This window comes from Acinetobacter sp. YH12040 (assembly GCF_013420005.1).
In the GTDB taxonomy this organism is placed as follows: domain Bacteria; phylum Pseudomonadota; class Gammaproteobacteria; order Pseudomonadales; family Moraxellaceae; genus Acinetobacter; species Acinetobacter amyesii.
Genome location: NZ_VOZB01000004.1, coordinates 65024 through 87658, shown reverse-complemented (window position 1 = coordinate 87658; position 22635 = coordinate 65024). Strand labels below are relative to the sequence as shown.

The following is a 22635-nucleotide window of genomic DNA, read 5'->3' as shown; positions in this document are numbered from 1 at the left end:
TTTTATTCTCCACGCGATTTAAATTTTTCCAATTGCGCTAGCAATTCTTTCTCGCTAAATGCGCCCGTCAAGCGTAGTCCACGTATCTCTTGATGCGCTGTATCTAAAAATAAATAGGTCGGTGGCCCTAAAATATCCCATTGATTAAGCAGTACTTGATGGGTTGCATCATACTGACTCAAATCCAACTTAATTAAATAATACGGTGCCAAAGCCTGTTGTACTGCTGCCGATTTTAAAACTTTATGTTCAATCGGCTGACAGGCCACACACCAATCGGCATAGACATCAATAATCGCGGATTGACCTTGGGGAATTTCACTTAATAAACGTTGAAACTCTTCTGCTGTATGTGCCACATGCCAAGCACTTTGTTTTTGATTTTCTTCGACTAAAAAACGTTGGCTGTGTTGATATTGACTGTACACAATATAAGGTACAGCTGCACAGAACACCAAGATATACAACCATTTGAGCTGAGTACTGCGCCATAAAATGCGCCAAAGCACATAAGCGCTAAACACCAGCCCCAGAGCAAGGGATAACCACTGTAACCAAGCTTCACTGATCAATGGTCGAATAAAATACAAAGCCAATGCCAACATGATGAAAGCAAAAAGCACCTTGATTTGATTCATCCACAATCCCGCTTTAGGCAATACCCGTGAGCCAAGGACACTGGCCAACAATAGCGGGGTTCCCATGCCAAAGCCGAGGGTGAATAACAATAACGCACCTTGCCACTGACTTTGGGTTTGGGAAATGAATAATAATGCACCTGCCAACGGTGCTGTCATACAAGGACCGACTAGCAATGCTGAAATCATCCCCATGACTCCAGCGCCAACGAGACTACCGCCCTTTTGCATCGACTGCGCTTGGTCTAAGCGATTGACCCAACTGCGTGGCAATTTCAGTTCAAATAAACCAAATAAATTCAGGGCAAAAACTACAAAGAGCACGCTAAAGGCAATTAAAGTCGAGGGTTGTTGCAACCAACGCTGGAAATTCAAACCTGCAGACGATGCCACCAAGCCGAGAATGGCATACACCATCGCCATACTGGTGACAAAAGTCAGTGCAATCATCCATGCTTTTAAACCTCGGCTGTCGCGGACAATCAGTGAGGTTAAAATCGGCAGCATTGGCAATGAACATGGGGTAAAAGCCAGCAAAAAACCCAGTCCAAAAAACAGTAAAAGTCCATAAAATATAGAGCTTTGTGCTAATTTTTCAGACCACATTTGGTCACTTGCGGTATAGCGTTCAGAAGCCAATGCAGCATTCTCTGCCCGCTGCTGATCTAAACGATTCGCCATAGGCTGTTCGGCAGTATGTTCTGCTGCAAAGTCGAGTAAACGTTTGCTTGGAGTGGCTAGATTTTGCTGTGTGACTAAACCAGAAGCATCCGTTTTAAAGCTGATACTCTGTGGTGGATAACACACTCGATCCTTGGCACAGCCTTGCCAACTGACTTGATAGGTCTGCAGTTTTTGAGTCGGAATTTTAAAACTCAACTGTTGGTAATACACCTGCGTATGACCATAGTTATCATCTTTCAAATCCTCAGCAGCAGGCAAATCCAAAGCTAAAACTTGATTGCCCTGCATCACCTCTATTTTGTGCTGATACAGATAATAATGCGCTGGAATATCCCAACTCAGCTCCGCCTGATCTGCACGATCGGAGACGACCGAGAAAGGAAAAGCATCTTCAGCTGAAAGTAATGCATCCTGAGCAGAGACGCCCATACTGAACGACAGCACAGCCGCTGCCGCAACATAAGTCCATTGTTTCATTCAGCTGAATTCATCCTCAGTCTGTATTTATACGTTTTAAAATTTAGGGTTCTTTTAGAACAGGTAAGATACGCCTAAACCTGACTGATAATTTTTATGACCGCCCGTGAGTTCTAGACCGACGCTCGCATCCAACTGCATACGATCCGAAACGGCATACGTCAAACCTGATGCTAATGACACTTCCTGATCGGTACTCTCTGCTTTGCGATAAACCAGCTCAGAAAAACCCGATAAATTACCGGCTATTTGATATTCCATTCCCGGAATAGCACTCACAGCCCAATCACCATCTTGAACTTCATAACGCATGGTCATTGAAGTCCCAATTGTATCGCTATAATCATAAGCCACGGCTGAAGTCAGACTATAAATGTCATCTTCAGCACTAAAGCCTTGATTGCCTGTCGCAATAATCGCTTCAGCAAGAATGGCCATCGATAATTTCTCATCATTCAAATCAATGGCTTTTTTCAGGCCAATGCTGACATCACCCAAACCATCTTCTTCAACTGAGCGACCCGCAACTTTGGTTTTAGACCATGCAGGACCTTGCCAACCCAATTGCAATTCCAAATCTTTTGCCAAACCAGTACGGAATAACATGTCTGCATTTAAAGTGGTGTTTTTTACTTTTTCACCATTGTCATCACGACTTTCACTATAGCTCGCTGCTGGCAAACTTTGTTCCCATGCCAAACGACCTACAGGGGTAATGCCTGTGCCCATACCCGCGCCCGGACGGTCAAATGAAAAATCCGCCGCAAATGCAGACAGGCTCAAACTGGATAATGTTGCAATGCTTAAAACTTTAAATACAGTCATGTTTTTACTCACAATTATGCTAATTCTTTGGTCATTTTTGCGCCATGGCTACGCAAAAGCTCCAAGGTTTGTTTTTCTTCTTCCAATGCTTCCGACCAATTTACCGCGTCAAAATCACAGTCAAAAAATAATTCGCTAATCGACGACAAAATGGTTAAACCATCGCTATCAATCATATTTGGATTCACTTTTTCATCCAATAAGCGCTGTACCGCAGGGACACATGCTGCACTCGCGGCGTCCCATAATGGACCATAAATTTCTTCAGCATCCCATAAATGCACATTGGCTTTGGCTTGAATCAGCGCTTCCAAGATTTGCATATGTACGTCTAAATGTTGTGTTTTCTGTTCAGCTGTTAAGGGTTGACCTGCTTCATACGCTTCGCAAACCATTTCCCACCATTTAAACAAACCATCAGACCATACAGAAACCGCAGGTCCTTTTTCAAAGTCGATAAAATTTGGATTTAGACCATCTGCCAACAGGCGTTGCACCTGTGCAAGATCTTGTTCTTCTAACGCTTGCACAAAAAGCTGTTGTTGCGCTGTTAACATCGGGAAAGCTCACTTCAATTTATTTTGATCTATTATGCCGAATAAAGCTGCGTTTGTTTGAATTTCATGTAAAACAAAATACAAAACACACAAAAAAAGCCCCACAGGGCTTTTTTAAATTTTGAGACTTATTCGTCATCTACGCTGTCATCTGCTTCAGCAAAAGCAGGTTGTGTACTGCGTGGGTTCTCTTTCTTTTCGAACACATGTTCAAGACTACGTTTAAGTCGATCAATTGCACCGTGAATAGCTGTATCTACATTATGACCACGATGGTTGACCACGACAGGCTTCAAACCAGCAGGACGCGCTTCAATCATACATTTAATGTCGTCGCTACCGCCTTTGTCCCCATTTTCATCACTTAAATGCACCGAAAAGTGAGTAATGCGTTCACTATGGCGCTGAAATTCTTCATTAAGTTCTGCACGAACGTATGTAATTAATCGATCACTATTAGGAATGTTTTTATCTGTACGGATTTCTATGTTCATAATATCATCCTCATATCTATCTGTAATATCTATAAATATTTGTGCAAAACTTATTATCTTGGCACGTTACATTTGCTGTAAATGTTACAGCAATGACCATCTTCAACTTTGTATGGAACGTCGTCCTCCACATTGAATGATGAACACTTTAGAGTCTGCAGATCCGTGTCCTTATACTTCGAATATCGGTCTTAAGTTAGAATTTTGCAAGTGCTATTTTGATATTTTTTTAATATCCATACAAAAAGTAAGACTTTATTGTAGATTTGCATTGTTTTAATTGATTTGGGTCATATTTTTGTGCATTTCGTCGACGCCCACCTTCTATTTGCACAATTCCATTCAAACTCAAAATCTCGCTTTTACCGTCATCGATCATTCACAGCGTATTTCCCCTTCAAATTACAAAACAATTTTGCCGTTGAGTAAAATTTGGCTTTATTTTTGCTTAATAATCTGTATGCTTTCAGTGCTTCTCGGGGGAGATATTTTTTAATGAAACTTACACAAATCGTTGCATCATGTGCATTAGCATCTGCTGCTGCTTTCACTCAAGCTTCACCTATCGTATGGCAAGATTTCAGCTTAACTGGCCTATATGGTGAAAATTATGTTGTGCCTTTTGATGGTGACAACAATGAACAGAAAACGATCACAGCTGAATATGCCGCTAAACTGAAATATTCAGATGTATTCTTCTTCGTTGACCAAGCTTGGGACAAAGATGATGAAGCATCGACTTACCTTGAGCTTGCACCGCGCCTTAGCTTAGGCGAAGTTTCTGGTAAAGACCTTTCTATGGGGCCGATCAAAGACGTTCTGATTGCAACGACTTGGGAACATAATGCCGGCTACGACAAAAATTCTGAGTTTAATAACTTCTTGTATGGTATTGGCTTTGCTTTAGACATTCCATATACACAGTATGCAAACATCAACTTCTATAAAGCCGATAATGATTCTAAATCAGCCGGTACTAAAGATGATTATCAAATGACGATCACTTATGCTGTGCCATTTAAAATTGGCTCTGAAGATTTTCTAGTAGATGCTTTCCTTGACTGGTCAACAGCTGAAAAAGGGGCGCAAGCTAGTGAATTAAACTGGACAAGCCAATATAAATGGAATATAGGTAAGCATATCTCTCCTAAGACTAAGCTCTACGTAGGTGTTGAACACTCGGTTTGGAACAACAAATATGGCCTGAAAGGTCAGGACCAAAACGATGTCAGCGCTTTGGTGAAATACCACTTCTAAGTTCGACTCAGAACGCGATGAAGAAAAAAGCAAGGTTCATCACCTTGCTTTTTTTATGCCTAAGTTTTTAAATTGACTTTATTTTTATCAGAAATTTGCGCATGTCTTTTCTCATTCGACCTGCAACTCCACAAGACTTAGCGGCCATTCTCGCAATCTATAATCATGAAGTTCTCAACGGCTTTGCGACATGGAATGATCAAGCTTACACTCTTGACTCTTTTCAACAGAAATTGCAGGATTTCCAAAAGCAAAATTTTCCTTTTGTGGTGATTGAAGATCAGGATCAACAGCAAATCGCCGGTTATGCTGACTATGGTTCTTTCCGCCATTTTGCTGGCTATCGACATACTGTTGAGCATTCTGTCTATATTGACCCAAACTATGCTCGACAGGGTCTTGGTCAGCAATTATTAGAGCACCTAATTCAGCATGCAAAAAGCCAAAGTATGCATGTCATGATCGCTGGCATTGATCACGGCAATAGCGCCTCGATTGCCCTGCACAAAAAATTAGGCTTTAAGCAAACAGGTTATATGCCCGAAGTGGGACAAAAGTTTGGTGAATGGCGTGATCTGGTCCTGATGCAACTTCAGTTATAGCCCGTATTGAGCTGTGTTTATGGTAATTTATCCAAACGAATACCATCTTGTATCACACTCAGCACCGATAAATTATGACGCACCGCATCACGATAAAGATCTTGTAACTGTAAAAAAAGTAGTTTTAATTCGGCCAATTTAAGCTCTTGCTCAGGTGCGGTTTCTGCAATCGTGACCAAATAACGTTTTTTGATTTCATCCACGCTTAACTGTTGTAATGCCTGATGGATTTCTGCAACGCGAACTACAGTATTGTAATGCACTGCAAGGCTCAGTCCCGGTCGTCGCTCTGACAAAGGATGTTCTGCCTGAATGGCATAACTCAGTGCCGCAACTGAATCACTGTTCACGCTTAATAATGGATTCAACTCTTGCCACGCTTCCCCTAAAAAAAAGGAGTGTTGTACAAAAGGTGAATCCAAGACATCTTGAGGGGTTTCTGCTTCTAAAATCAGTGTTTCCAAATCATTCGGTGGGATCAAATATAATATCGCGTCCATATTCTTATCTTCTTGTTATGTCGTACATTTAGATTAATGTAATCCACACAAAAATAAAGCAGATATTTTGTATATTCGACTGCAGTTGATCGAATACTGATGGATGCCCATTCGCCCTTTACCAAAGTTTCAGTACTGCACTTAGCATCACTGAAGCACGACATGCTGAAGCTTCAAATGACGATACTGAGAACAACTTAAGCTTATGGTTTAAAACAAAAAAAATTTATGCCACTCGTTTTTTTGATGCCATTTCCATGACCAGCAACGATTTTTTGAGCGTAGTAAATTGAATGAAAAGAGTAACGAGCTTGATTGATACAAGCCCGCCACACATCGCAGTCAACTAAATATTAAATCGCCACCAATTCCCGAATGCCTTTTTCAGGCATTTCACTACCGACACCTTGTGCAATCACTTGCCCCCGCGCCATCACGGTATATTCATCTGCCAGTTCTTCTGCAAAATCATAAAACTGTTCAACCAAAACAATCGCCATTTCTCCGCCATCGGCTAACTGACGAATCACACGGCCAATGTCTTTAATAATCGACGGCTGAATGCCTTCGGTCGGTTCATCTAAAATCAATACCCGTGGTTCGGAAGCGAGCGCACGGGCAATCGCCAATTGTTGCTGCTGACCACCAGATAAATCTCCACCTCGACGATGTTTCATTTCATCCAATACGGGGAAAATCTCATAGAGATGTTCTGGCACTTTTCGGGTTTTAGCGCCTTTAAATTTTGCCATCCCAATCAAAATATTTTCTTCAACGGTCAAGGTTGAAAAAATGTCCCGTCCTTGCGGTACATAAGCCAAGCCTTCACGTACACGTTGCTCTGGACTCAGTTTAGAAATGTCTTTGCCATCCAGTAAGATCTGCCCAGACTTGATCGGTAAAATGCCCATTAAACATTTTAAGAGGGTGGTTTTACCCACACCATTTCGCCCGAGCACCACTGAACATGCCCCCACGGGAGCGGCAAATGTCACATCTCTTAAAATATGACTGCCACCATAAAACTGATTGACGTCTTTGACTTCTAACATGGTCTGCTCCTTAACGTCCGAGATATTTTTCAATGACATCTTCATTGGCTTGGACTTCGGCCAATGTACCCTCTGCCAAAATCGCACCTTGCGCCAACACGGTGACTTTTTCACTGATGGTGTCAATAAAGCTCATGTCATGTTCAACCACAACAAGGGTATGGTTCTTTTTCAACTCTAAACACAGCTCTGCGGTACGCTCTGTTTCAGCATCGGTCATTCCTGCTACAGGTTCATCCAGCAAAATCAATTTTGGACGCTGCATTAGTAGCATGCCTATTTCTAACCACTGCTTTTGACCATGTGACAACAGCCCTGCCGGTTTATGGATCAATTCTTCTAAGCGGATTTGTGCTAAAGATTCGTCCAAGGCGTTTTGCGCATCTGGATCGAGTTTGCTGAAAAAACTCTTTTTCACCCGTTTATCTTTCGGCGCTGCCAATAACAGGTTTTCCATCACGGTAAAATTTTCAAATACAGTAGGCTTTTGAAACTTACGACCGATCCCAGCTTCTGCAATTTGCTCTGTACTCATTTTTGCCAAATCATAGGTTTGCCCGAAAAAAGCCGAACCTTCTGTTGGGCGAGTTTTACCGGTAATCACATCCATCAGCGTGGTTTTTCCTGCACCATTGGGACCAATGATGCAGCGCAGCTCACCTTCTTTGATATATAACGACAAATCATTTAATGCACGGAAAGAATCAAACCAAACGCTGACTTTTTCCAAATACAGGGCAATCCCGTGACTGAAGTCCGCACCCTGCTCCTTCGGTCGTCCATAACCTTCAACAGCATGACCGCCATGCGGTTGAACCCATTGATCATTCATTCGCTGCGCTCCTTTTTAAACCGCTCTAATAGCCCAATCAAACCTTTTGGCAGGAATATCGTTACCACAATAAACAGCGCACCTAAAATCAATAACCATGCCTCTGGATAAGCCACCGTAAAATAGGTCTTCACCCCATTGATTAAACCTACACCCAAAATTGGGCCAATCAGCGTACCGCGTCCCCCTGCAGCCACCCACACCGCCATTTCAATCGAATTGACAGGGTTCATTTCACTCGGGTTAATAATACCGACTTGAGGGACATACAGAGCGCCTGCAATCCCTGCGATCACAGCGGACAAGACCCATGCAGAGAGCTTGTACCATAAGGTGCGATAACCTAAATATTGCAAACGGTTTTCACTGTCACGAATTGCACCAAGTACGCGACCATAGGGTTTATTCATCAGGTGACGTAAACCGACAAAACAGATAAGCAAAGTCAGTGCCGTGAGGAAACACAAGGTTGCACGCATTGGTGCAGAGGTAATATCCATACCTAAGATGGTTTTAAAACCGGTAAAGCCGTTGTTACCGCCAAAGCCTGTTTCATTGCGGAAAAACAGTAGCGCCGCAGCAAAGGTCATGGCTTGGGTAATAATTGAAAAATACACGCCTTTAATTTTTGAGCGGAAGGCAAAGAAGCCAAAAATGAAGGCAATCAATCCCGGAACTAAAACCACCAAAGCCAATGCCCACACGATATGTTCAGTACCCATCCAGTACCACGGTAGCTCAGTCCAACTCAAAAAGCGCATAAAGTCGGGTAAGCCATCGCCTGCCGCTTCACGCATGAGATACATGCCAAAGGCATAGCCGCCCAAGGCAAAGTACAAACCATGCCCCAAGCTTAAAATGCCGGCATAGCCCCAAACCAAATCTAAGGCCAATGCCACCAAGGCGAGACACATAATCTTGCCAATGAGCGTGACCCAATACGCTGATAAATGCAGTTCTGAATCGGCTGGCAATACATGTAGCCAAGGCAAAATCAGCAAAATGGCAAAGCACACGGCAATCGCCATACCACTATAGGGTTTATCTGATAATAACGAAGTGATTTTCATGCGCTTACTCCACAAAACGGCCTTTGATGGCAAACAAACCTTGTGGACGTTTTTGAATAAACAAAATCACAAGAACCAGTAGAATAATTTTCGCTAAGACTGCACCCATGCCGATTTCCAGCACTGTGCCACTGACACCTAGACCCAAGGCAGCCAGTACTGCGCCCCATACTTGGCCAACACCACCCACCACAACCACCAAAAACGCATCAATAATATAGTTTTGTCCTAAATCAGGACCGACATTGCCGACTTGTGCTAAGGCACAACCTGCTAGACCTGCAAGCCCCGAACCTAAACCAAAAGCCATCATGTCAATGCGGCTAGAACGGATACCTACGGCCTGTGCCATTTGACGGTTTTGCGTCACGGCACGAACAAATAAACCAAAGCGGGTTTTATTCAGCAAGTAAACCAGTAATAGGAGTACCGCAACGGTAAAGCCAATAATGGCAATACGGTTATAAGGCAGCATCAGACTCGGTGTCACAGCAATGCCCCCTGACAGCCATGAAATATTCGACACCTCAACGTTCTGCGCACCAAAAACCATGCGCACCACTTGCATTAAAATTAAGCTCACACCAAAGGTGGCTAATAGTGTTTCCAATTGACGGCCATACAAGGGACGAATAACAGTACGTTCAATCAACATGCCGATCAAAGCACTTACAATAAATGCAGCAGGAATCGCGGCAATCAAGTACCAATCGACATAGCTACTGAGATGACTCTTAAACAGGCTTTGCACCACATAAGTGGTATAGGCCCCGATCATGATCAGTTCACCATGCGCCATGTTAATCACGCCTAGCAGACCATACGTAATGGCTAAGCCCAACGCCGCCAGTAGTAAAATACTGGCCGTGCTGAGACCTGAAAAGACATGTCCAGTCCATTCACTGGCTTGAATCCGAGTTTTAATATTGCTCTTGGCTTCTGTCAGTGCGGCTTTTAACTCAGGATGCAGGTTGGCTTGTTGTAATTCCTGTTCCACCATCGCCAACACATCAGGACGGTTAGAATCTTGCAGCACTTTGGCCGCCTGTATTTTTTGTAAAACATCGGGATTTTGATAGTCCAAGCGTGCTTTGAGCTGCGCTAAACGGGCTTTAACTTTGTTATTTTTTTCATTTAAATACAATTGATTAATATTTTTAACATCCAACTCAGCCAAGTTATTTTCTAAAATATCAATTGCATCCAAACGTTGGTTTAAATCATCCGATTGCAGCTTTTCTTTCGCTTGCGCAAACGTTAAGGCTTTACGAAGGGTATTCACCAAGGTGACTTGAGATAAATCGGCAGGCCAATCCGTCACGGTTTGCAAATCAGGATAGCTCAATAATTTTTCGTCAGTTTCTAAAATATAGGTTTGACCGCTTTGACCACTATATAACTGGTCTTTTTCGACCAATGCGGCCAACTGATCTAAGGATTCAATATCGCCCGGCCATTGATTGAGTAAGCTGCGGCGCTCGGTAAAACTCCCGCGAACAAATTGCTGAATGGCGTCACCTTGCTGCACAGATTGCACCGTAGGCACGACATTCGCTGCAGTTTCTGCATGCACGATTTGCAGACAGAATAATTGGCTCAGGAATAGAAAAAGGATCGGGAAATTGCGTAATTTTTTCATCTTATAAGCATCCCTATTGAGTAATAGAACAACCCCATCTAGGGATCACATCAAAACATGCCCACTACACAATGGCAGTAGGCATTTGGATTGAATTATTTCGGGATGTACGGGCTCCATGGCTCTGCAGCAATGGTTTTTGCGGTTTTGTGCACCACATCAAACTGACCATCGGCACGGATCTGACCAATCATGACTGGTTTATGCAAATGATGGTTCGACGCATCCATTTGCAAGGTATAGCCCGATGGCGCTTTAAATTCTTGGCCGGCCATAGCTTCACGCACTTTATTGACATCTGTGCTTCCAGCTTTTTCTACCGCTTGTTTCCACATATTGATGCCGACATAGGTAGCCTCCATCGGGTCATTGGTCACAAATTTATCGGCATTTGGCAGTTTGTATTCCACGGCATACTGCTTCATTTTATTGGTGAATTCAGTATTCACTGGATTTTTCACCGACATGAAGTAGTTCCACGACGCCAAGTGTCCGACCAGCGGCTTGGTGTCGATACCGCGTAATTCCTCTTCACCTACAGAGAACGCCATCACTGGAATGTCCGCAGCTTTGATGCCTTGGTTGCCCAATTCACGATAGAACGGCACATTTGAATCGCCGTTAATGGTCGAGATCACAGCAGTCTTTTTCCCTGCCGCAAACTTCTTCACATTGCCCACAATGGTTTGATAGTTGCTATGACCAAATGGCGTGTATTCTTCCATGATGTCTGCATCGGCAATGCCTTTTGACTTCAAGAATGCACGTAATATTTTGTTGGTAGTGCGTGGGTAAACATAGTCTGTGCCCAACAGTACAAAGCGTTCTGCCTTACCACCCTCTTCACTCATCAGATATTCGACAGCAGGAATCGCTTGCTGATTCGGTGCTGCACCTGTGTAGAAAATATTTTTAGATTGTTCCTGACCTTCATACTGAACAGGGTAGAACAATAAGCCATTTAATTCTTCAACCACGGGTAAAACCGACTTACGAGATACCGACGTCCAGCAACCAAAAATCACGGCTACTTTGTCTTGGGTAATCAACTGACGGGTTTTTTCCGCAAATAATGGCCAGTCCGATGCCGGATCCACCACCACAGGTTCTAGTTTTTTGCCCAATACCCCGCCATTGGCATTAATTTCATTAATCGCCATCAAGGCCGTATCTTTTAGAGAAGTTTCTGAGATCGCCATCGTGCCTGACAGCGAATGTAAGATCCCGACTTTAATAGTATCGCCACTTGCTGCAGCGGCTTTTGGTTCTGATGTAGCGCTTTCTGTTTTTTCTTCTGCAGGTTTTGAACAGCCCGTTAAAGCAATCGCCCCAGTCATCGTTGCCGCTAAAATACTTTTAGCAAATACATTGCGTTGAAACATTATTCACACTCCCAACCTAAGCTTGTAATTCACATTTTTAAAATGCATTTGTTGTCTTTCATCACAACAGAGCAATTCAATAACTGTGCCAAGCCTTATTTTTTATTTTGATTGAGTGCTTTTATTTATTTTTAAATGTTATTTTTCACATAGTTACAATCATAAAATTTGCTTTTAATTTTTTATGGGTCAATTCAAAAATCGTAAAATCACCGCAAAGATGCATACAAACTTGTATCCAACATTTGACCTATAATTGAACAATTTTGCGACGTTTTTCAAAAAACACGGTGTTTTAGCACACAAATCATGCAGCTTTTCCTAAATTTGAAGCAAAAAAAAACCACTTGCGTGGTTTTTTCCTTGTTGCAATTTTAAACCGCTAAATCGGCCAAATTACCCTTCTGTTCCAACCAATGCTTACGGTCTGAAGAGCGCTTCTTCGCCAATAATTTGTCGAGTAAACCTGAAGTAAACTGTACGTCATCCAAGTCTAGTTGCACCAAACGACGTGTATCGGGATCCATAGTCGTTTCACGCAGCTGACTCGCGTTCATCTCGCCCAATCCTTTAAATCGAGTGATTTGAGGATTTTTGGTTTTACATTTCTTTAAGATGCTTTCTAGTTCATCTTCATCCAAGGCATAGTGCACATCTTTATTGTCATCGATACGGAACAGCGGTGGCATCGCCACAAACAGATGTCCTTCCTCAACCAAAGTATGGAAATGTTTGACGAACAGTGCGCAGAGTAAAGTCGCAATGTGCAAACCATCCGAGTCGGCATCGGCCAAGATACAAATCTTGCCATAACGTAGTTCTGACAAATCATCACTGCCCGGATCTACACCAATCGCAATCGCAATATCATGTACTTCTTGCGATGCTAAAACTTCATCAGAAGACACTTCCCAAGTATTTAAAATCTTACCGCGGATCGGCATGATCGCTTGGAAGTTCTTATCACGTGCTTGCTTAGCAGAACCACCTGCAGAATCCCCTTCCACAATAAACAGTTCTGATTCTTCGAGGGTATGCCCCACACAGTCAGCCAATTTACCTGGTAAAGCTGGACCTGAAACGATTTTCTTACGTTCAACTTTTTTCGCAGCTTTTAAACGGCGACCGGCCTTGGCAATCACCATTTCAGCCAGTTGCATAGCAATATCGGAGTTTTGATTCAGCCACAGTGTAAAGGCATCTTTGGCAATATTTAACACCACACTAGAGGCTTCACGGCTTGAAAGTCGTTCTTTAGTTTGACCCGAAAATTGTGGCTCTTGGAATTTTAAAGACAGAATAAAGTTGACACCATCCCACACATCTTCGGCAGACAGCTTCATATTACGCGGCAACAAGTTACGTAATTCACAGAACTCACGAATCGCATCTGTCACACCCGAACGTAAACCGTTGACATGTGTACCGCCTTGCGCAGTTGGAATCAAATTGACATAACTTTCTTGAATCTGTTCGCCGCCTTCAACGTTCCAGCAAATGGCAAATTCAGCACTAGCACGTTCAGCTTCACCAGTCGCCACAAATGCAGGAACAGGAACGATGTCACGGTCTTGTAGCTCATCCATCAAATAGTCGACCAGACCATTTTCAAATTGCCATTCGATCTTTTCGTTGTTGATTTGATCGATATAAATAATCTGCAAGCCTGCCGCCAAAACAGCCTTGGCTTTTAAGTTGTGTTTTAAGGCTTTCAGCGCAAATTTAGGCGAATCAAAATATTTGGCTTCAGGCCAAAAATGCACGGTAGTACCCGTTGCACGTTTAGCGCATTTACCTTCCAACACCTCAAGCGGTGCCACAGGAACGCCATGTTCAAAGGCCATTTTATATAGATTGCCTTGACGCTGAACTTCCACTTCAACACGATCTGACAGTGCGTTCACCACCGAAATACCCACACCGTGTAAACCACCTGAAAATTGGTAGTTATCGGTACTGAACTTACCACCGGCATGTAATTTGGTCAGAATAATTTCAATCCCGCTTTGGCCATACTCAGGATGAATATCAACAGGCATACCGCGTCCATTGTCTTCTACCGACAAAGAACCATCTTTATAAACCGTCACAGTAATTTTGTTGGCATGACCTGCAAGCGCTTCATCGACGGAGTTATCTATCACTTCCTGTGCCAAATGGTTTGGTCGTGTAGTGTCTGTATACATACCCGGACGACGACGTACCGGATCTAGGCCAGATAAAACTTCAAGTGATTGAGCCGTATATTGCGTCACGTTGCAAAATTCCCTGCTTTTTTGGTTAAAACATTTCTTCAAGCGCTACAGTATATGCTTTTTTATTAAAATGCATATCTCTTGCGATCAGCCGCCATTTTCTTAAACAATTTAAACGTCAAATGATGTCGTAACTGCCCATTTTTTGTATGTTGGATCTAACTTTTCAGCATTTGTATTGGATCATTTTATTTAGGCATATTTTTGACAGCATCAGATAAAAACTGCAAGAGCATCGGTATTTTTTCTGCAAAATCATCCATGCCATGTGTTCCACCCACCTCAGTGATCAGCATAGCCGTGCCGGCTTGAACCGCACTATAAAAACCAGCAGCATCACGATAATCCAAGGTTTCATCACCTTGTTGGAGCAAGACCAACAGTTGATCTGCATTTTCAACCTTAGATATAGCCAAAGCCTGCATTTGATTGAGCTGTGCATCATCCAAGCACCACGTTTCAGTCACCTGATAAGGCAATGCCGTCTCGCCAAATAAATCACGAAATAATTGCCATGGATAGACCGCAGGATTGATGAGCACCGCAGGAATGTGATGGCGTGCCATCAACTGCGTCGCATAAAAACCACCTAAACTACTCCCCACTAAAACCACATCATCCAAACCTTCAATCAGCTCTGACATCTGCTGCATTACCTGTAGCGGTGGCATATTCAAATCTGGCAAATGCACTTGCACACCATTTAAGTCTGCACAATAGTGCCGCAATATCTGCCCTTTCACTGAATTTGAGTTACTTTGAAAACCATGCAAATACACAATATTCATCATTTTGATTCCAAATTGATCTTTAAATTGCTTTAAAAGTGGCATATAAGTGCTAACTGCGTCACATTTTATAAATTTGAATTTTTAGTAAAATTGTCAGACAAAAGGCATTCACCGACAGGTCTGTTATCGGTATTGTAAAAGCTGTTCGTGAGAATTTTATAAAATAAACAATGAAACTTCAGGCTATTCCAGTAATAAATACAATCGAGGGATAGCATTGAATGTAAGGATAGGAACATTATGCCTAGCTTAACACCATTGCATGAAACCTATTGTAAATGGGACCGCACGCCACCCAGTCAAGCAGATGTGCTGGAAGGTTTGGCACAACTCGTGACAATGCGTTTTAGTGATGTCGTGCATGACTTGATCAAAAACATTCAACGTGAAATTTTAATCAGTATTTTTGGAATGAGCGAACAAGGCTCGAAAGCCTTTCATAAGCAGCCGACCATTGCACGGATTTACGAATTTTCTTACAACACTTTTTTCAATTATGGCAATTATTTACTTGCACCAACGCTGCGTAGCATTATTGAAAAATTCCCACGCTTACACGACAAACCCCTCACGCCGTCTTTACACTTTTTAGTGGGCGCGCTGAATGGGGTCTTGGGCGACTATTTACTGAAATATCACAACCCGATGGCTTTACCGATGGTGGTTTACGACCATTATGGTGCGGTACAAAAAGGTGAATTAACTGGTCGTATTACCCTGCTGATTCATGGGCTGTGCATGAATCATCTGTCATGGTCGACAGCCAAATATGGCGGCATTGGTGAAAAATTACTGTCTCAACGTGACCACAACACCATGCTGTATTTAAATTACAACACGGGTCGTCGTATCTCGACTAATGGTCGCAGCCTTGCCAATACATTAGAAGATTTGGTCCGTCGTAACCCGGGTATTACCAGTATCGACTTAATTGGTCATAGTATGGGAGGCTTAGTGTCCCGTAGTGCCATTTTTTATGGCAAACAAAACATGTATCAATGGATTCATCAAGTTGAAAATCTAGTCTGCTTGGGCTCACCACATCATGGTGCGGTACTTGAACGTGTCGGATTTCATCTGCAAGATCAATTGGGGCGTTTCCCCTTGGTCAAAATCGTGGGCCACGTGGTGAATATCCGCAGTAACGGCATTTTAGATTTGCGCTATGGCAGCGTGCGTGATGATGATTGGGAACATAATGATGTCCGTATTGGACTCATGGACGACAACCGTAAACCAGCCCCGATTCCATCGCATATCAATACCTACCTCGTGGCAGGGACCATCGAATATGAACATCGTCGCAATAAAACGCGACATGTGATTGGAGATTACTTGGTCAGTGTGAAAAGTGCGTTAGGAGAACACCCAAACCCACGCTACCAATTAAAAGTACCTGACTCACATAAAGCAATATTTTATGGCCTGAACCATTTTGAAATTCAGCATCATCCGCAAGTGGCTGAGCAAATCGTGCATTGGTTCTATCCAAATAATGACGATAAAGCTTGTGACCACATTTATGAATTTATGATGGACTTGGAAAGTATGGAAGGCATTGCCCTAACCTAAGGTAAAATTTCCACCATGTGTATGCGTAAAAAAGCCCTCAACTGAGGGCTTTTTTATGTATCACTAAATTAAAATTTATCACGTAAACGTGGCACTGGTCTGCTTGGGTATTTACGTAATAACTGCCAAAGGCTAAGCAAAGTTAAGACCGCAAAAAACACCAATGACCAAACCGGTAATGATTGTCCCAAGAAGGTCCAATCTACTTTGGCACACTCACCTGAGCCAGTCAGTACTTGCTCAAAGACCGATTTTAACGGCAGCGTTTCTACCCAATAATCCAGTCCCGGGCCACAGCTAGGTACTTTGTCTGGCGGTAAGTTTTGCAGCCAAATATGACGCGCAGCCACCCCAGCAGACCAAAGAATTGATAGTGTCCCCAACAATGCGTAAATGCGTTTACCCCAATTCGATGCTGGATTGTGAATCAACGCAATCAATGAAATGATGCCGAGTCCAATCAAACCAATACGTTGGAATACGCATAATGGACAAGGTTCTAAGCCTTGTACATGTTCTAAAAACAGCGCAAAAGACATACCGATCACGCTGGCTAAAAACAACAAACCACTCACGAAGCGGAAACTCCATTTCATGGTAAATCCTCTTAAAATTTTTTATCTAAAGTTTTTCAAATATTCTTCAAAACTCAAGGTGCAGTCTTGCTCAAGTTGAGCCTGTTTTTCTAAAGACTGCTCAGCAGCTTGTGCAAAATATGCTGCAGTTTCAGGGCTCAAAACATGCTGCTCATACACTTCAGCATGTTGTAAGGCCATAAAGCTACCAAAGCCCCAAGTTCCACCTTGTTCTAAAGTATCGCTAATCATACGTGCCGACAATGTTTCATCGACTTCATCGATGCGTGATTGCATCACAGCCATTGCCTGAGTGTAAATATCTGTATTGTAAGAATCATCCAGCAATTCAGCCAACGGTTGCATCGCTGCAACATGTGTACGACACCATGTTTCAATTGGAATCGCTTGGCCTTGCTGTAAAATCACTGCGTTTGGCGCACGGCCACGGTTTACTACTTCAGCCTGATTTTTCTCAATTTCATTTTGTTCGGCATCTAACAATGCTGGGCTGTCTTGCAATAAACAGTATAAAGCCACCACTTCGAGCAAGCCTGCCGTGTCTTCATTGATCCCAATTGGGCTATAAGGATTGACGTCTACTGCGCGTAATTCTACATAACCCACACCACGATTTTGCAGGGCTTCAGATGGTGTTTCACCATCCTGTGGCACTTGTTTCGGACGAACCAAACTGTAGTATTCATTTTCAATTTGCAACACGTGGTCATTAATTTGAATCGGTTCACCCTGTTCATCATTTAAACCTAAATGACTAAATGCGGCATACGGGGTATGCACCGCTTTTTGCAAACCTTCCAAATATGCCTGAATGTCGTTGTAGTGAATCCCTAACTGTTTTTGTGCCGAATTTTGATAACCAAAATTTCCCATACGCAGTGCCGTTGCATAAGGTAAAAATAACGTGCCTTTTAAGAGCGGTAACAGCTGATGTTCACGTCCGATCATAAAACATTTACACACCGACGGACTCGCCCCAACCAAAAACATCACCAATGGCGTTAAACGAATAAAATTACGGATCAGGCCAAAATAACGATGACTGCGATAATCCTGTAAGCTCAATGCTTTAAGGGCTTCGTCAGTTTCGTGCTGTTGCAGTGCTTCAAAGAAATGATCTGAGAAAGATAAATTATAATGTACCCCTGAAATGGTCTGCATACGGCGACCATAGCGCACCCCTAAACCACGACGATACAAGGTTTTAAAGCGCCCAATATTCGAGCTGCCATATTGCGCTAAACGAATACTGTCTTCGTCTTTATCCAACATGCATGGCATCGACAACGGCCAAAGTTTTTCACCATGTTCCAAATGCGTATGCGCAACAGCATGAATATCTTGCAGATAGTTCAACGCCTCTGTAATAGTTTCTTTTGGCGGCGTGATAAATTCCATCAAAGCTTCAGAATAGTCTGTCGTAATATGCGGATGAGTCAATGCCGCACCCAAGGCTTGGGGATGGTCGGCCTGAGACAAGAAACCGTTGCTTTGCATACGTAAGCTTTCACGCTCAATACCGCGCAACATTCCTTTAATCAGCGAAGAATCTACCCAAGTCGGTAAAATGTCTTGAGAGGTCGATTCGGGTTGACTCATTGCTATCTCGCTTAAATGGAAGAAACTACTAAAATAAAATCATCAGTTTATATCAGTATAACGCGATTTGAAGTGGGCATATGACCCACTGTATAGTTTTGAGACAAACCGTGATTTTATTTTGGCAATTTTTTATCACAAACTTACTCTATATGACATTTGAAATTTGTGATTTTATAAACAAATATATGCTAATAATGCTTAAAACTTATGAATTATCAAGATATTCTCGAATTTTGGTTTAACCCAGAAAATCAGCCCAATTGGTTCGCTAAAAGCAATAATTTTGATGTTTTAATCGAAAAAAAGTTTAAAGACATCCATCAAGCGGCCAGTCAAGCAGAACTGTGGCAATGGCGCACCACAGCCGAAGGTCGATTGGCTGAAATTATTGTTTTAGATCAATTTTCTCGAAATTTATTCCGTGACTCTGGCTTGGCTTTTGCCCAAGATGCACTGGCTTTGGCGCTTGCACAAGAAGCTATTGCGCAGGGTTTAGATCTACAATTAAGCCCTCAACAGCGCTCATTTTTATATATGCCCTTTATGCATAGCGAATCGACAAAAATCCATCAAAGCGCGTTAAAATTATTTGAGCAACTGGGCAATCCGATCAACTTAGAATTTGAAAAAAAGCATAAAGTGATTATCGATCGATTTGGACGTTACCCTCATCGCAATGCGGTATTGGGCAGAACATCTACAGCAGAGGAATTGGAATTTTTAACCCAGCCCAATTCTAGCTTTTAATTGACGGCTTTTGGCCAGTATCTCCCCTTGCCATGAACCGACTAAACAGGAGTATGCGCATGAACAAACTCATTATCGCAGCAGCCATAACCGCAGCACTGGGCTTCACCGGCTGCGCAAGCACCCCATCGAAGCCTTTAACCTTCGAACAATTGGGTCGTTATGCTGCAACGCCATTAAATGCTCAAAGCTATCGTATTAGCTTTCAAGCTAGACCCAATATGAGCTATGGTACTGCCGAAGAAATTACCTTGGTTAAAGCCGCTCAAACCACCCTACACAATGGCTTTCAATATTTTAAAGTCATGGATGACCCGAGTAATCGGAGTCAAAAACCGCCGCGCCAAGCGGTGATTTACCCAGACCCAATGCCTTATCCATATGGCTATTACCGTCGCCATCCTGGTTTTTGGCCAGGCCCGTTTTATGACGTTCCACAGGTGGTCACACTCGATCCAACTCAAGTTTCCTACAGTATTACTTGCTATAAAGATCGTGCCAAAGCCCCTCAGGATGCCTTTGATGCTCGCTTGATTTTGCAATCACTCGGGGCTAAATATGGTTTAGACAGCCAAGGAAATCCTTTGCCTGTAGCCGCTGAGCCTACCACCAAATAAGTCAACCCATAGAGACCCGATCATTGATGAACCCAACTGAACAGCCTGCTGTTTCACCTAGTCTGCAACGCAGTAAACGCTTCGCCACCATTGCTTTGGTGGTGGCGGTGCTGGCGTGGATTGCATTGATGATCGCAGCTAAATTGCTGCCCGAATACGTCTGGCTCATTCATATTTTAATGCTTTCAGCAGAAGCTGGCGTGGTTGGTGGTTTGGCAGACTGGTATGCGATAACCGTTTTATTTCGCAATCCCTTTGGTCGTATTCCGATTCCTAAATTTTTACGTGACCACACAGAAATTATTCCTCGTAATAAAGCACGCATTGCCGAGTCAATGGGCCGCTTTGTTCAGGAGAATTTTCTTTCACCACAAGTGGTTGAAAAAAGCTTAGCGGAGACGGATCTCTCTCTTGCCGTCGGGAAATGGTTGGCCAATCCGCACAATAATGCGCAAGTGACCCAAGTCATTCAGCAAACGGTACCGAAAATTTTCGAATTTGTCGGTCAGGAACAAATTGGACAATTTATCCAAAATAACAGCGTGCAATGGGTACGCAATACGCAAGTCAACCATCTTGCCAGTGAAATGCTGCGAGCAGTTTTAGAAAATGATTTCCATCAAGATGTCCTGCAACGTGGATTAGATTTAGCCCATGACTGGATGTTACAGCACCCTGAACAAACCCGTGATTTATCACGTCAGTTGTTTAAAGAACTCGGGGTTTGGAAGCTCGCCAAAGGTGCAAGCTGGATTGGTATTGATGTACAGCAGCGCACCATTGATTCACTGGTCAGTCGTGTCGAGTCCATGCTTGCTGACCATGAACATCCGTGGCGCCGTAAAATCGAAGACATGGCACAGCAGCTTATGCAGCAACTGGCGGACAATCAGAGTGTTGCCAGCCAACGTTTGAATAGCACCAAGGACGCTTTATTAGACAGCCCACAAATGCTTAACTTTTTAAGCGGCGCTGTTGTGATTTTATGTGATGCGATTAAATCTGATCTACAAAAGCCGGACTCAGGTATTGCACAAAACCTACGTGTCGCCATTCAACAAGTGGGCGAAAATATTGTCTCTAATGTCGCTGTACGCCAATTGCTGAATGAAAAAATGAGTGATATTGCCATCAATCTCTCCGATCAATATAGCGAAAAAGTTATTCGGTTTATCAGTGAACGTATACATGAATGGGACTCACGTGAAATGATCGATAAGATCGAAAACGAAGTCGGTGGCGACTTGCATATGATTCGAGTCAATGGTGTCGTGGTCGGTGGTTTTATTGGCCTCGCACTGGGGATTATTCGTGCCTGTGTAGAATGGCTGCTTTAGCCGCCTGCAGCAGTCCTCCTCAAAGGAGATTGGCCTCAGGTTTGAGCTTTATGCGTAGAACCGTTAAACTTTGCCGATCCGAAAATTTAATAGAACAATAAAATCTATGCATTTACCTGCCATCTATACACTACCATTCATTCTAATCATCAGTAGCTTAAGCGCTTGCCAGACCATTTCCAAAACCAGTAGCACAGTCAGCGACAAAGTGATGGGCATGCTCGGTAAAGAAAAAGCCCCTGAAATCGATAAAAAAGGCACTGTCGATATCAGCAAAAGTACCCAACAACAGTTAGAAACTCTGCTGACCAATATGCCGAAAAATCAGTGGGTCTATATTGAAAATGATCAACAAGGCACATCTACCCTCAAAAATAAATCGGCAGACAATTTCACCTTGAGCCTCAAATTGAATTGCAAAATCAGCACTCAGCGCCCAACTTTCAGTATAAGCAACGCGGATGGCCAAGAGATCCTAAAAGCACATGATACAAATGTGGGGCAAATTCAAATTCTGCTCGACAATAAAAACTTTGGAAATCCGTTTGAGACAGCCCATCAGCAAAAGTTCCAAAGCTTTAAAACCGCTGTCGCTCAGGCCAAAGTCATTAAAGTGTTTAATTCCTCAAAACTCTATACCTTCCAAAACAACAAAGCCGAGTTACTCTCTAAAGCAGTGAGTTGTCGCGATAGCCTATAAATATTTAAAGCGAAATGCAGTAAGTCACCGTTTGACTCAGCTGTGACTTACATGCAGGCTTATTTTGCAGGTGGCTGTGGCCCTGACATATCAACCAGCAGGCCTGTAAACTTTCGAACAAATGGCAATAAAATCAGTACAATGGGAAAAGCAATTGCCCATGAAATCATCCAATTATGCAGCCATAGAGTCACAAATCCCTCAAACCAGCCTAAATTTCTGAGCATATTAATAAACGAAATAATACCGCTCATGAGACAGGATAAAATAAACGGCACGATAATCAGCGCCCAGCGTGCAGCTAACTTCGGCACATTGCCAAAAATTTTAGGGGTGGGTTGTGACATGTCCATATACTCAAGCAGTGATCCTGAATCGCTAAACTACTTATATCGTTTTACTTCGATAT

At 42.9% G+C, this 22635-nt stretch carries 22 protein-coding genes; 7 read left to right on the top strand and 15 right to left on the bottom strand.

From position 1 onward, the window contains the following. Nucleotides 1-2 precede the first annotated feature (2 nt). The 4 genes from dsbD to FTT99_RS05590 form a co-directional block, all read right to left on the bottom strand. Nucleotides 3-1799, bottom strand: a complete 1797-nt coding sequence (gene dsbD / locus FTT99_RS05605) for a protein-disulfide reductase DsbD (protein WP_180130583.1) — start codon at nucleotides 1797-1799, stop codon at nucleotides 3-5. Nucleotides 1800-1853: 54 nt separating this feature from the next. Continuing rightward, nucleotides 1854-2624, bottom strand: coding sequence for a transporter (locus tag FTT99_RS05600; protein ID WP_180130581.1), 771 nt, complete (start codon nucleotides 2622-2624; stop codon nucleotides 1854-1856). Between the two features lie 14 nt (nucleotides 2625-2638). After that, entirely contained in the window at nucleotides 2639-3181 is a 543-nt protein-coding gene (locus FTT99_RS05595) for an ankyrin repeat domain-containing protein (protein ID WP_078190592.1), read from the bottom strand. Nucleotides 3182-3309: 128 nt separating this feature from the next. Beyond that, the gene (locus FTT99_RS05590; protein ID WP_111885127.1) at nucleotides 3310-3675 is read right to left on the bottom strand and encodes an HPF/RaiA family ribosome-associated protein; all 366 of its coding nucleotides are present in this window, start codon (nucleotides 3673-3675) and stop codon (nucleotides 3310-3312) included. A gap of 495 nt (nucleotides 3676-4170) precedes the next feature. On the opposite strand from FTT99_RS05590, the gene FTT99_RS05585 reads away from it, so the two are divergent. Together FTT99_RS05585 and FTT99_RS05580 are read left to right on the top strand one after the other, a co-directional pair. Then, a complete protein-coding gene (locus tag FTT99_RS05585) occupies nucleotides 4171-4932 on the top strand; it encodes an outer membrane protein OmpK (protein WP_168379688.1) in 762 nt (253 codons plus the stop codon). A gap of 101 nt (nucleotides 4933-5033) precedes the next feature. Beyond that, nucleotides 5034-5534, top strand: a complete 501-nt coding sequence (locus FTT99_RS05580; protein ID WP_180059748.1) for a GNAT family N-acetyltransferase — start codon at nucleotides 5034-5036, stop codon at nucleotides 5532-5534. A gap of 17 nt (nucleotides 5535-5551) precedes the next feature. Here the strand turns inward: FTT99_RS05580 and FTT99_RS05575 are convergent, their stop codons facing one another. From FTT99_RS05575 to FTT99_RS05540, 8 genes are all read right to left on the bottom strand, one after another. Next, nucleotides 5552-6034: a DUF1877 family protein gene (locus FTT99_RS05575; protein ID WP_168379686.1), complete on the bottom strand. Its 483-nt coding sequence runs from the start codon at nucleotides 6032-6034 to the stop codon at nucleotides 5552-5554. Between the two features lie 353 nt (nucleotides 6035-6387). Next, nucleotides 6388-7086, bottom strand: coding sequence for an urea ABC transporter ATP-binding subunit UrtE (gene urtE / locus FTT99_RS05570; protein WP_068532840.1), 699 nt, complete (start codon nucleotides 7084-7086; stop codon nucleotides 6388-6390). Nucleotides 7087-7096: 10 nt separating this feature from the next. Beyond that, complete coding sequence (gene urtD, locus FTT99_RS05565) at nucleotides 7097-7918, bottom strand: urea ABC transporter ATP-binding protein UrtD (protein ID WP_111885123.1); 822 nt, start codon at nucleotides 7916-7918, stop codon at nucleotides 7097-7099. Further along, nucleotides 7915-8988, bottom strand: a complete 1074-nt coding sequence (gene urtC / locus FTT99_RS05560) for an urea ABC transporter permease subunit UrtC (RefSeq protein WP_180059747.1) — start codon at nucleotides 8986-8988, stop codon at nucleotides 7915-7917. Before urtC ends, urtD begins: the two co-directional genes overlap by 4 nt. Nucleotides 8989-8992: 4 nt before the next feature. Beyond that, nucleotides 8993-10627, bottom strand: a complete 1635-nt coding sequence (gene urtB / locus FTT99_RS05555; RefSeq protein ID WP_180059746.1) for an urea ABC transporter permease subunit UrtB — start codon at nucleotides 10625-10627, stop codon at nucleotides 8993-8995. A 95-nt stretch (nucleotides 10628-10722) separates the two neighbouring features. Further along, nucleotides 10723-12009, bottom strand: a complete 1287-nt coding sequence (gene urtA / locus FTT99_RS05550; RefSeq protein ID WP_180049711.1) for an urea ABC transporter substrate-binding protein — start codon at nucleotides 12007-12009, stop codon at nucleotides 10723-10725. A gap of 374 nt (nucleotides 12010-12383) precedes the next feature. Next, nucleotides 12384-14264, bottom strand: coding sequence for a DNA topoisomerase IV subunit B (gene parE / locus FTT99_RS05545; RefSeq protein ID WP_180130571.1), 1881 nt, complete (start codon nucleotides 14262-14264; stop codon nucleotides 12384-12386). Nucleotides 14265-14452: 188 nt separating this feature from the next. Continuing rightward, entirely contained in the window at nucleotides 14453-15052 is a 600-nt protein-coding gene (locus FTT99_RS05540; RefSeq protein ID WP_180041431.1) for a YqiA/YcfP family alpha/beta fold hydrolase, read from the bottom strand. Nucleotides 15053-15295: 243 nt separating this feature from the next. Here FTT99_RS05540 and FTT99_RS05535 point away from each other — a divergent pair, with 243 nt between their 5' ends. Further along, entirely contained in the window at nucleotides 15296-16627 is a 1332-nt protein-coding gene (locus FTT99_RS05535) for an alpha/beta hydrolase (RefSeq protein ID WP_180130569.1), read from the top strand. Between the two features lie 68 nt (nucleotides 16628-16695). On the opposite strand, the gene FTT99_RS05530 is transcribed toward FTT99_RS05535, so the two are convergent. After that, nucleotides 16696-17223 (bottom strand): disulfide bond formation protein B, encoded by a 528-nt coding sequence (locus FTT99_RS05530; protein ID WP_180073350.1) that lies wholly within the window; start codon nucleotides 17221-17223, stop codon nucleotides 16696-16698. Nucleotides 17224-17244: 21 nt separating this feature from the next. Further along, complete coding sequence (gshA, locus tag FTT99_RS05525) at nucleotides 17245-18822, bottom strand: glutamate--cysteine ligase (protein WP_180130566.1); 1578 nt, start codon at nucleotides 18820-18822, stop codon at nucleotides 17245-17247. A gap of 210 nt (nucleotides 18823-19032) precedes the next feature. Between gshA and FTT99_RS05520 the strand changes: the two genes are divergently transcribed. The 4 genes from FTT99_RS05520 (at nucleotide 19033) to FTT99_RS05505 (ending at nucleotide 22226) form a co-directional block, all read left to right on the top strand. Beyond that, the gene (locus tag FTT99_RS05520) at nucleotides 19033-19572 is read left to right on the top strand and encodes a DUF924 family protein (protein WP_180101683.1); all 540 of its coding nucleotides are present in this window, start codon (nucleotides 19033-19035) and stop codon (nucleotides 19570-19572) included. A 59-nt stretch (nucleotides 19573-19631) separates the two neighbouring features. Then, nucleotides 19632-20189, top strand: coding sequence for a hypothetical protein (locus tag FTT99_RS05515; RefSeq protein ID WP_180106739.1), 558 nt, complete (start codon nucleotides 19632-19634; stop codon nucleotides 20187-20189). Between the two features lie 26 nt (nucleotides 20190-20215). After that, nucleotides 20216-21526, top strand: a complete 1311-nt coding sequence (locus tag FTT99_RS05510) for a DUF445 domain-containing protein (protein WP_180161317.1) — start codon at nucleotides 20216-20218, stop codon at nucleotides 21524-21526. Between the two features lie 106 nt (nucleotides 21527-21632). Further along, on the top strand, nucleotides 21633-22226 hold the full coding sequence (locus tag FTT99_RS05505) for a hypothetical protein (RefSeq protein WP_180036023.1): 594 nt from the start codon (nucleotides 21633-21635) through the stop codon (nucleotides 22224-22226). Between the two features lie 59 nt (nucleotides 22227-22285). Here the strand turns inward: FTT99_RS05505 and FTT99_RS05500 are convergent, their stop codons facing one another. Continuing rightward, nucleotides 22286-22573, bottom strand: coding sequence for a DUF2798 domain-containing protein (locus FTT99_RS05500; protein WP_373684219.1), 288 nt, complete (start codon nucleotides 22571-22573; stop codon nucleotides 22286-22288). Between the last annotated feature and the right edge of the window lie 62 nt (nucleotides 22574-22635).

Bases quoted from the DNA above. Each gene is read 5' to 3' on its own strand.
- dsbD (WP_180130583.1), bottom strand. From the start codon at position 1,799: ATGAAACAATGGACTTATGTTGCGGCAGCGGCTGTGCTGTCGTTCAGT.
- FTT99_RS05600 (WP_180130581.1), bottom strand. From the start codon at position 2,624: ATGACTGTATTTAAAGTTTTAAGCATTGCAACATTATCCAGTTTGAGC.
- FTT99_RS05595 (WP_078190592.1), bottom strand. From the start codon at position 3,181: ATGTTAACAGCGCAACAACAGCTTTTTGTGCAAGCGTTAGAAGAACAA.
- FTT99_RS05590 (WP_111885127.1), bottom strand. From the start codon at position 3,675: ATGAACATAGAAATCCGTACAGATAAAAACATTCCTAATAGTGATCGA.
- FTT99_RS05585 (WP_168379688.1), top strand. From the start codon at position 4,171: ATGAAACTTACACAAATCGTTGCATCATGTGCATTAGCATCTGCTGCT.
- FTT99_RS05580 (WP_180059748.1), top strand. From the start codon at position 5,034: ATGTCTTTTCTCATTCGACCTGCAACTCCACAAGACTTAGCGGCCATT.
- FTT99_RS05575 (WP_168379686.1), bottom strand. From the start codon at position 6,034: ATGGACGCGATATTATATTTGATCCCACCGAATGATTTGGAAACACTG.
- urtE (WP_068532840.1), bottom strand. From the start codon at position 7,086: ATGTTAGAAGTCAAAGACGTCAATCAGTTTTATGGTGGCAGTCATATT.
- urtD (WP_111885123.1), bottom strand. From the start codon at position 7,918: ATGAATGATCAATGGGTTCAACCGCATGGCGGTCATGCTGTTGAAGGT.
- urtC (WP_180059747.1), bottom strand. From the start codon at position 8,988: ATGAAAATCACTTCGTTATTATCAGATAAACCCTATAGTGGTATGGCG.
- urtB (WP_180059746.1), bottom strand. From the start codon at position 10,627: ATGAAAAAATTACGCAATTTCCCGATCCTTTTTCTATTCCTGAGCCAA.
- urtA (WP_180049711.1), bottom strand. From the start codon at position 12,009: ATGTTTCAACGCAATGTATTTGCTAAAAGTATTTTAGCGGCAACGATG.
- FTT99_RS05540 (WP_180041431.1), bottom strand. From the start codon at position 15,052: ATGAATATTGTGTATTTGCATGGTTTTCAAAGTAACTCAAATTCAGTG.
- FTT99_RS05535 (WP_180130569.1), top strand. From the start codon at position 15,296: ATGCCTAGCTTAACACCATTGCATGAAACCTATTGTAAATGGGACCGC.
- FTT99_RS05530 (WP_180073350.1), bottom strand. From the start codon at position 17,223: ATGAAATGGAGTTTCCGCTTCGTGAGTGGTTTGTTGTTTTTAGCCAGC.
- gshA (WP_180130566.1), bottom strand. From the start codon at position 18,822: ATGAGTCAACCCGAATCGACCTCTCAAGACATTTTACCGACTTGGGTA.
- FTT99_RS05520 (WP_180101683.1), top strand. From the start codon at position 19,033: ATGAATTATCAAGATATTCTCGAATTTTGGTTTAACCCAGAAAATCAG.
- FTT99_RS05515 (WP_180106739.1), top strand. From the start codon at position 19,632: ATGAACAAACTCATTATCGCAGCAGCCATAACCGCAGCACTGGGCTTC.
- FTT99_RS05510 (WP_180161317.1), top strand. From the start codon at position 20,216: ATGAACCCAACTGAACAGCCTGCTGTTTCACCTAGTCTGCAACGCAGT.
- FTT99_RS05505 (WP_180036023.1), top strand. From the start codon at position 21,633: ATGCATTTACCTGCCATCTATACACTACCATTCATTCTAATCATCAGT.
- FTT99_RS05500 (WP_373684219.1), bottom strand. From the start codon at position 22,573: ATGTCACAACCCACCCCTAAAATTTTTGGCAATGTGCCGAAGTTAGCT.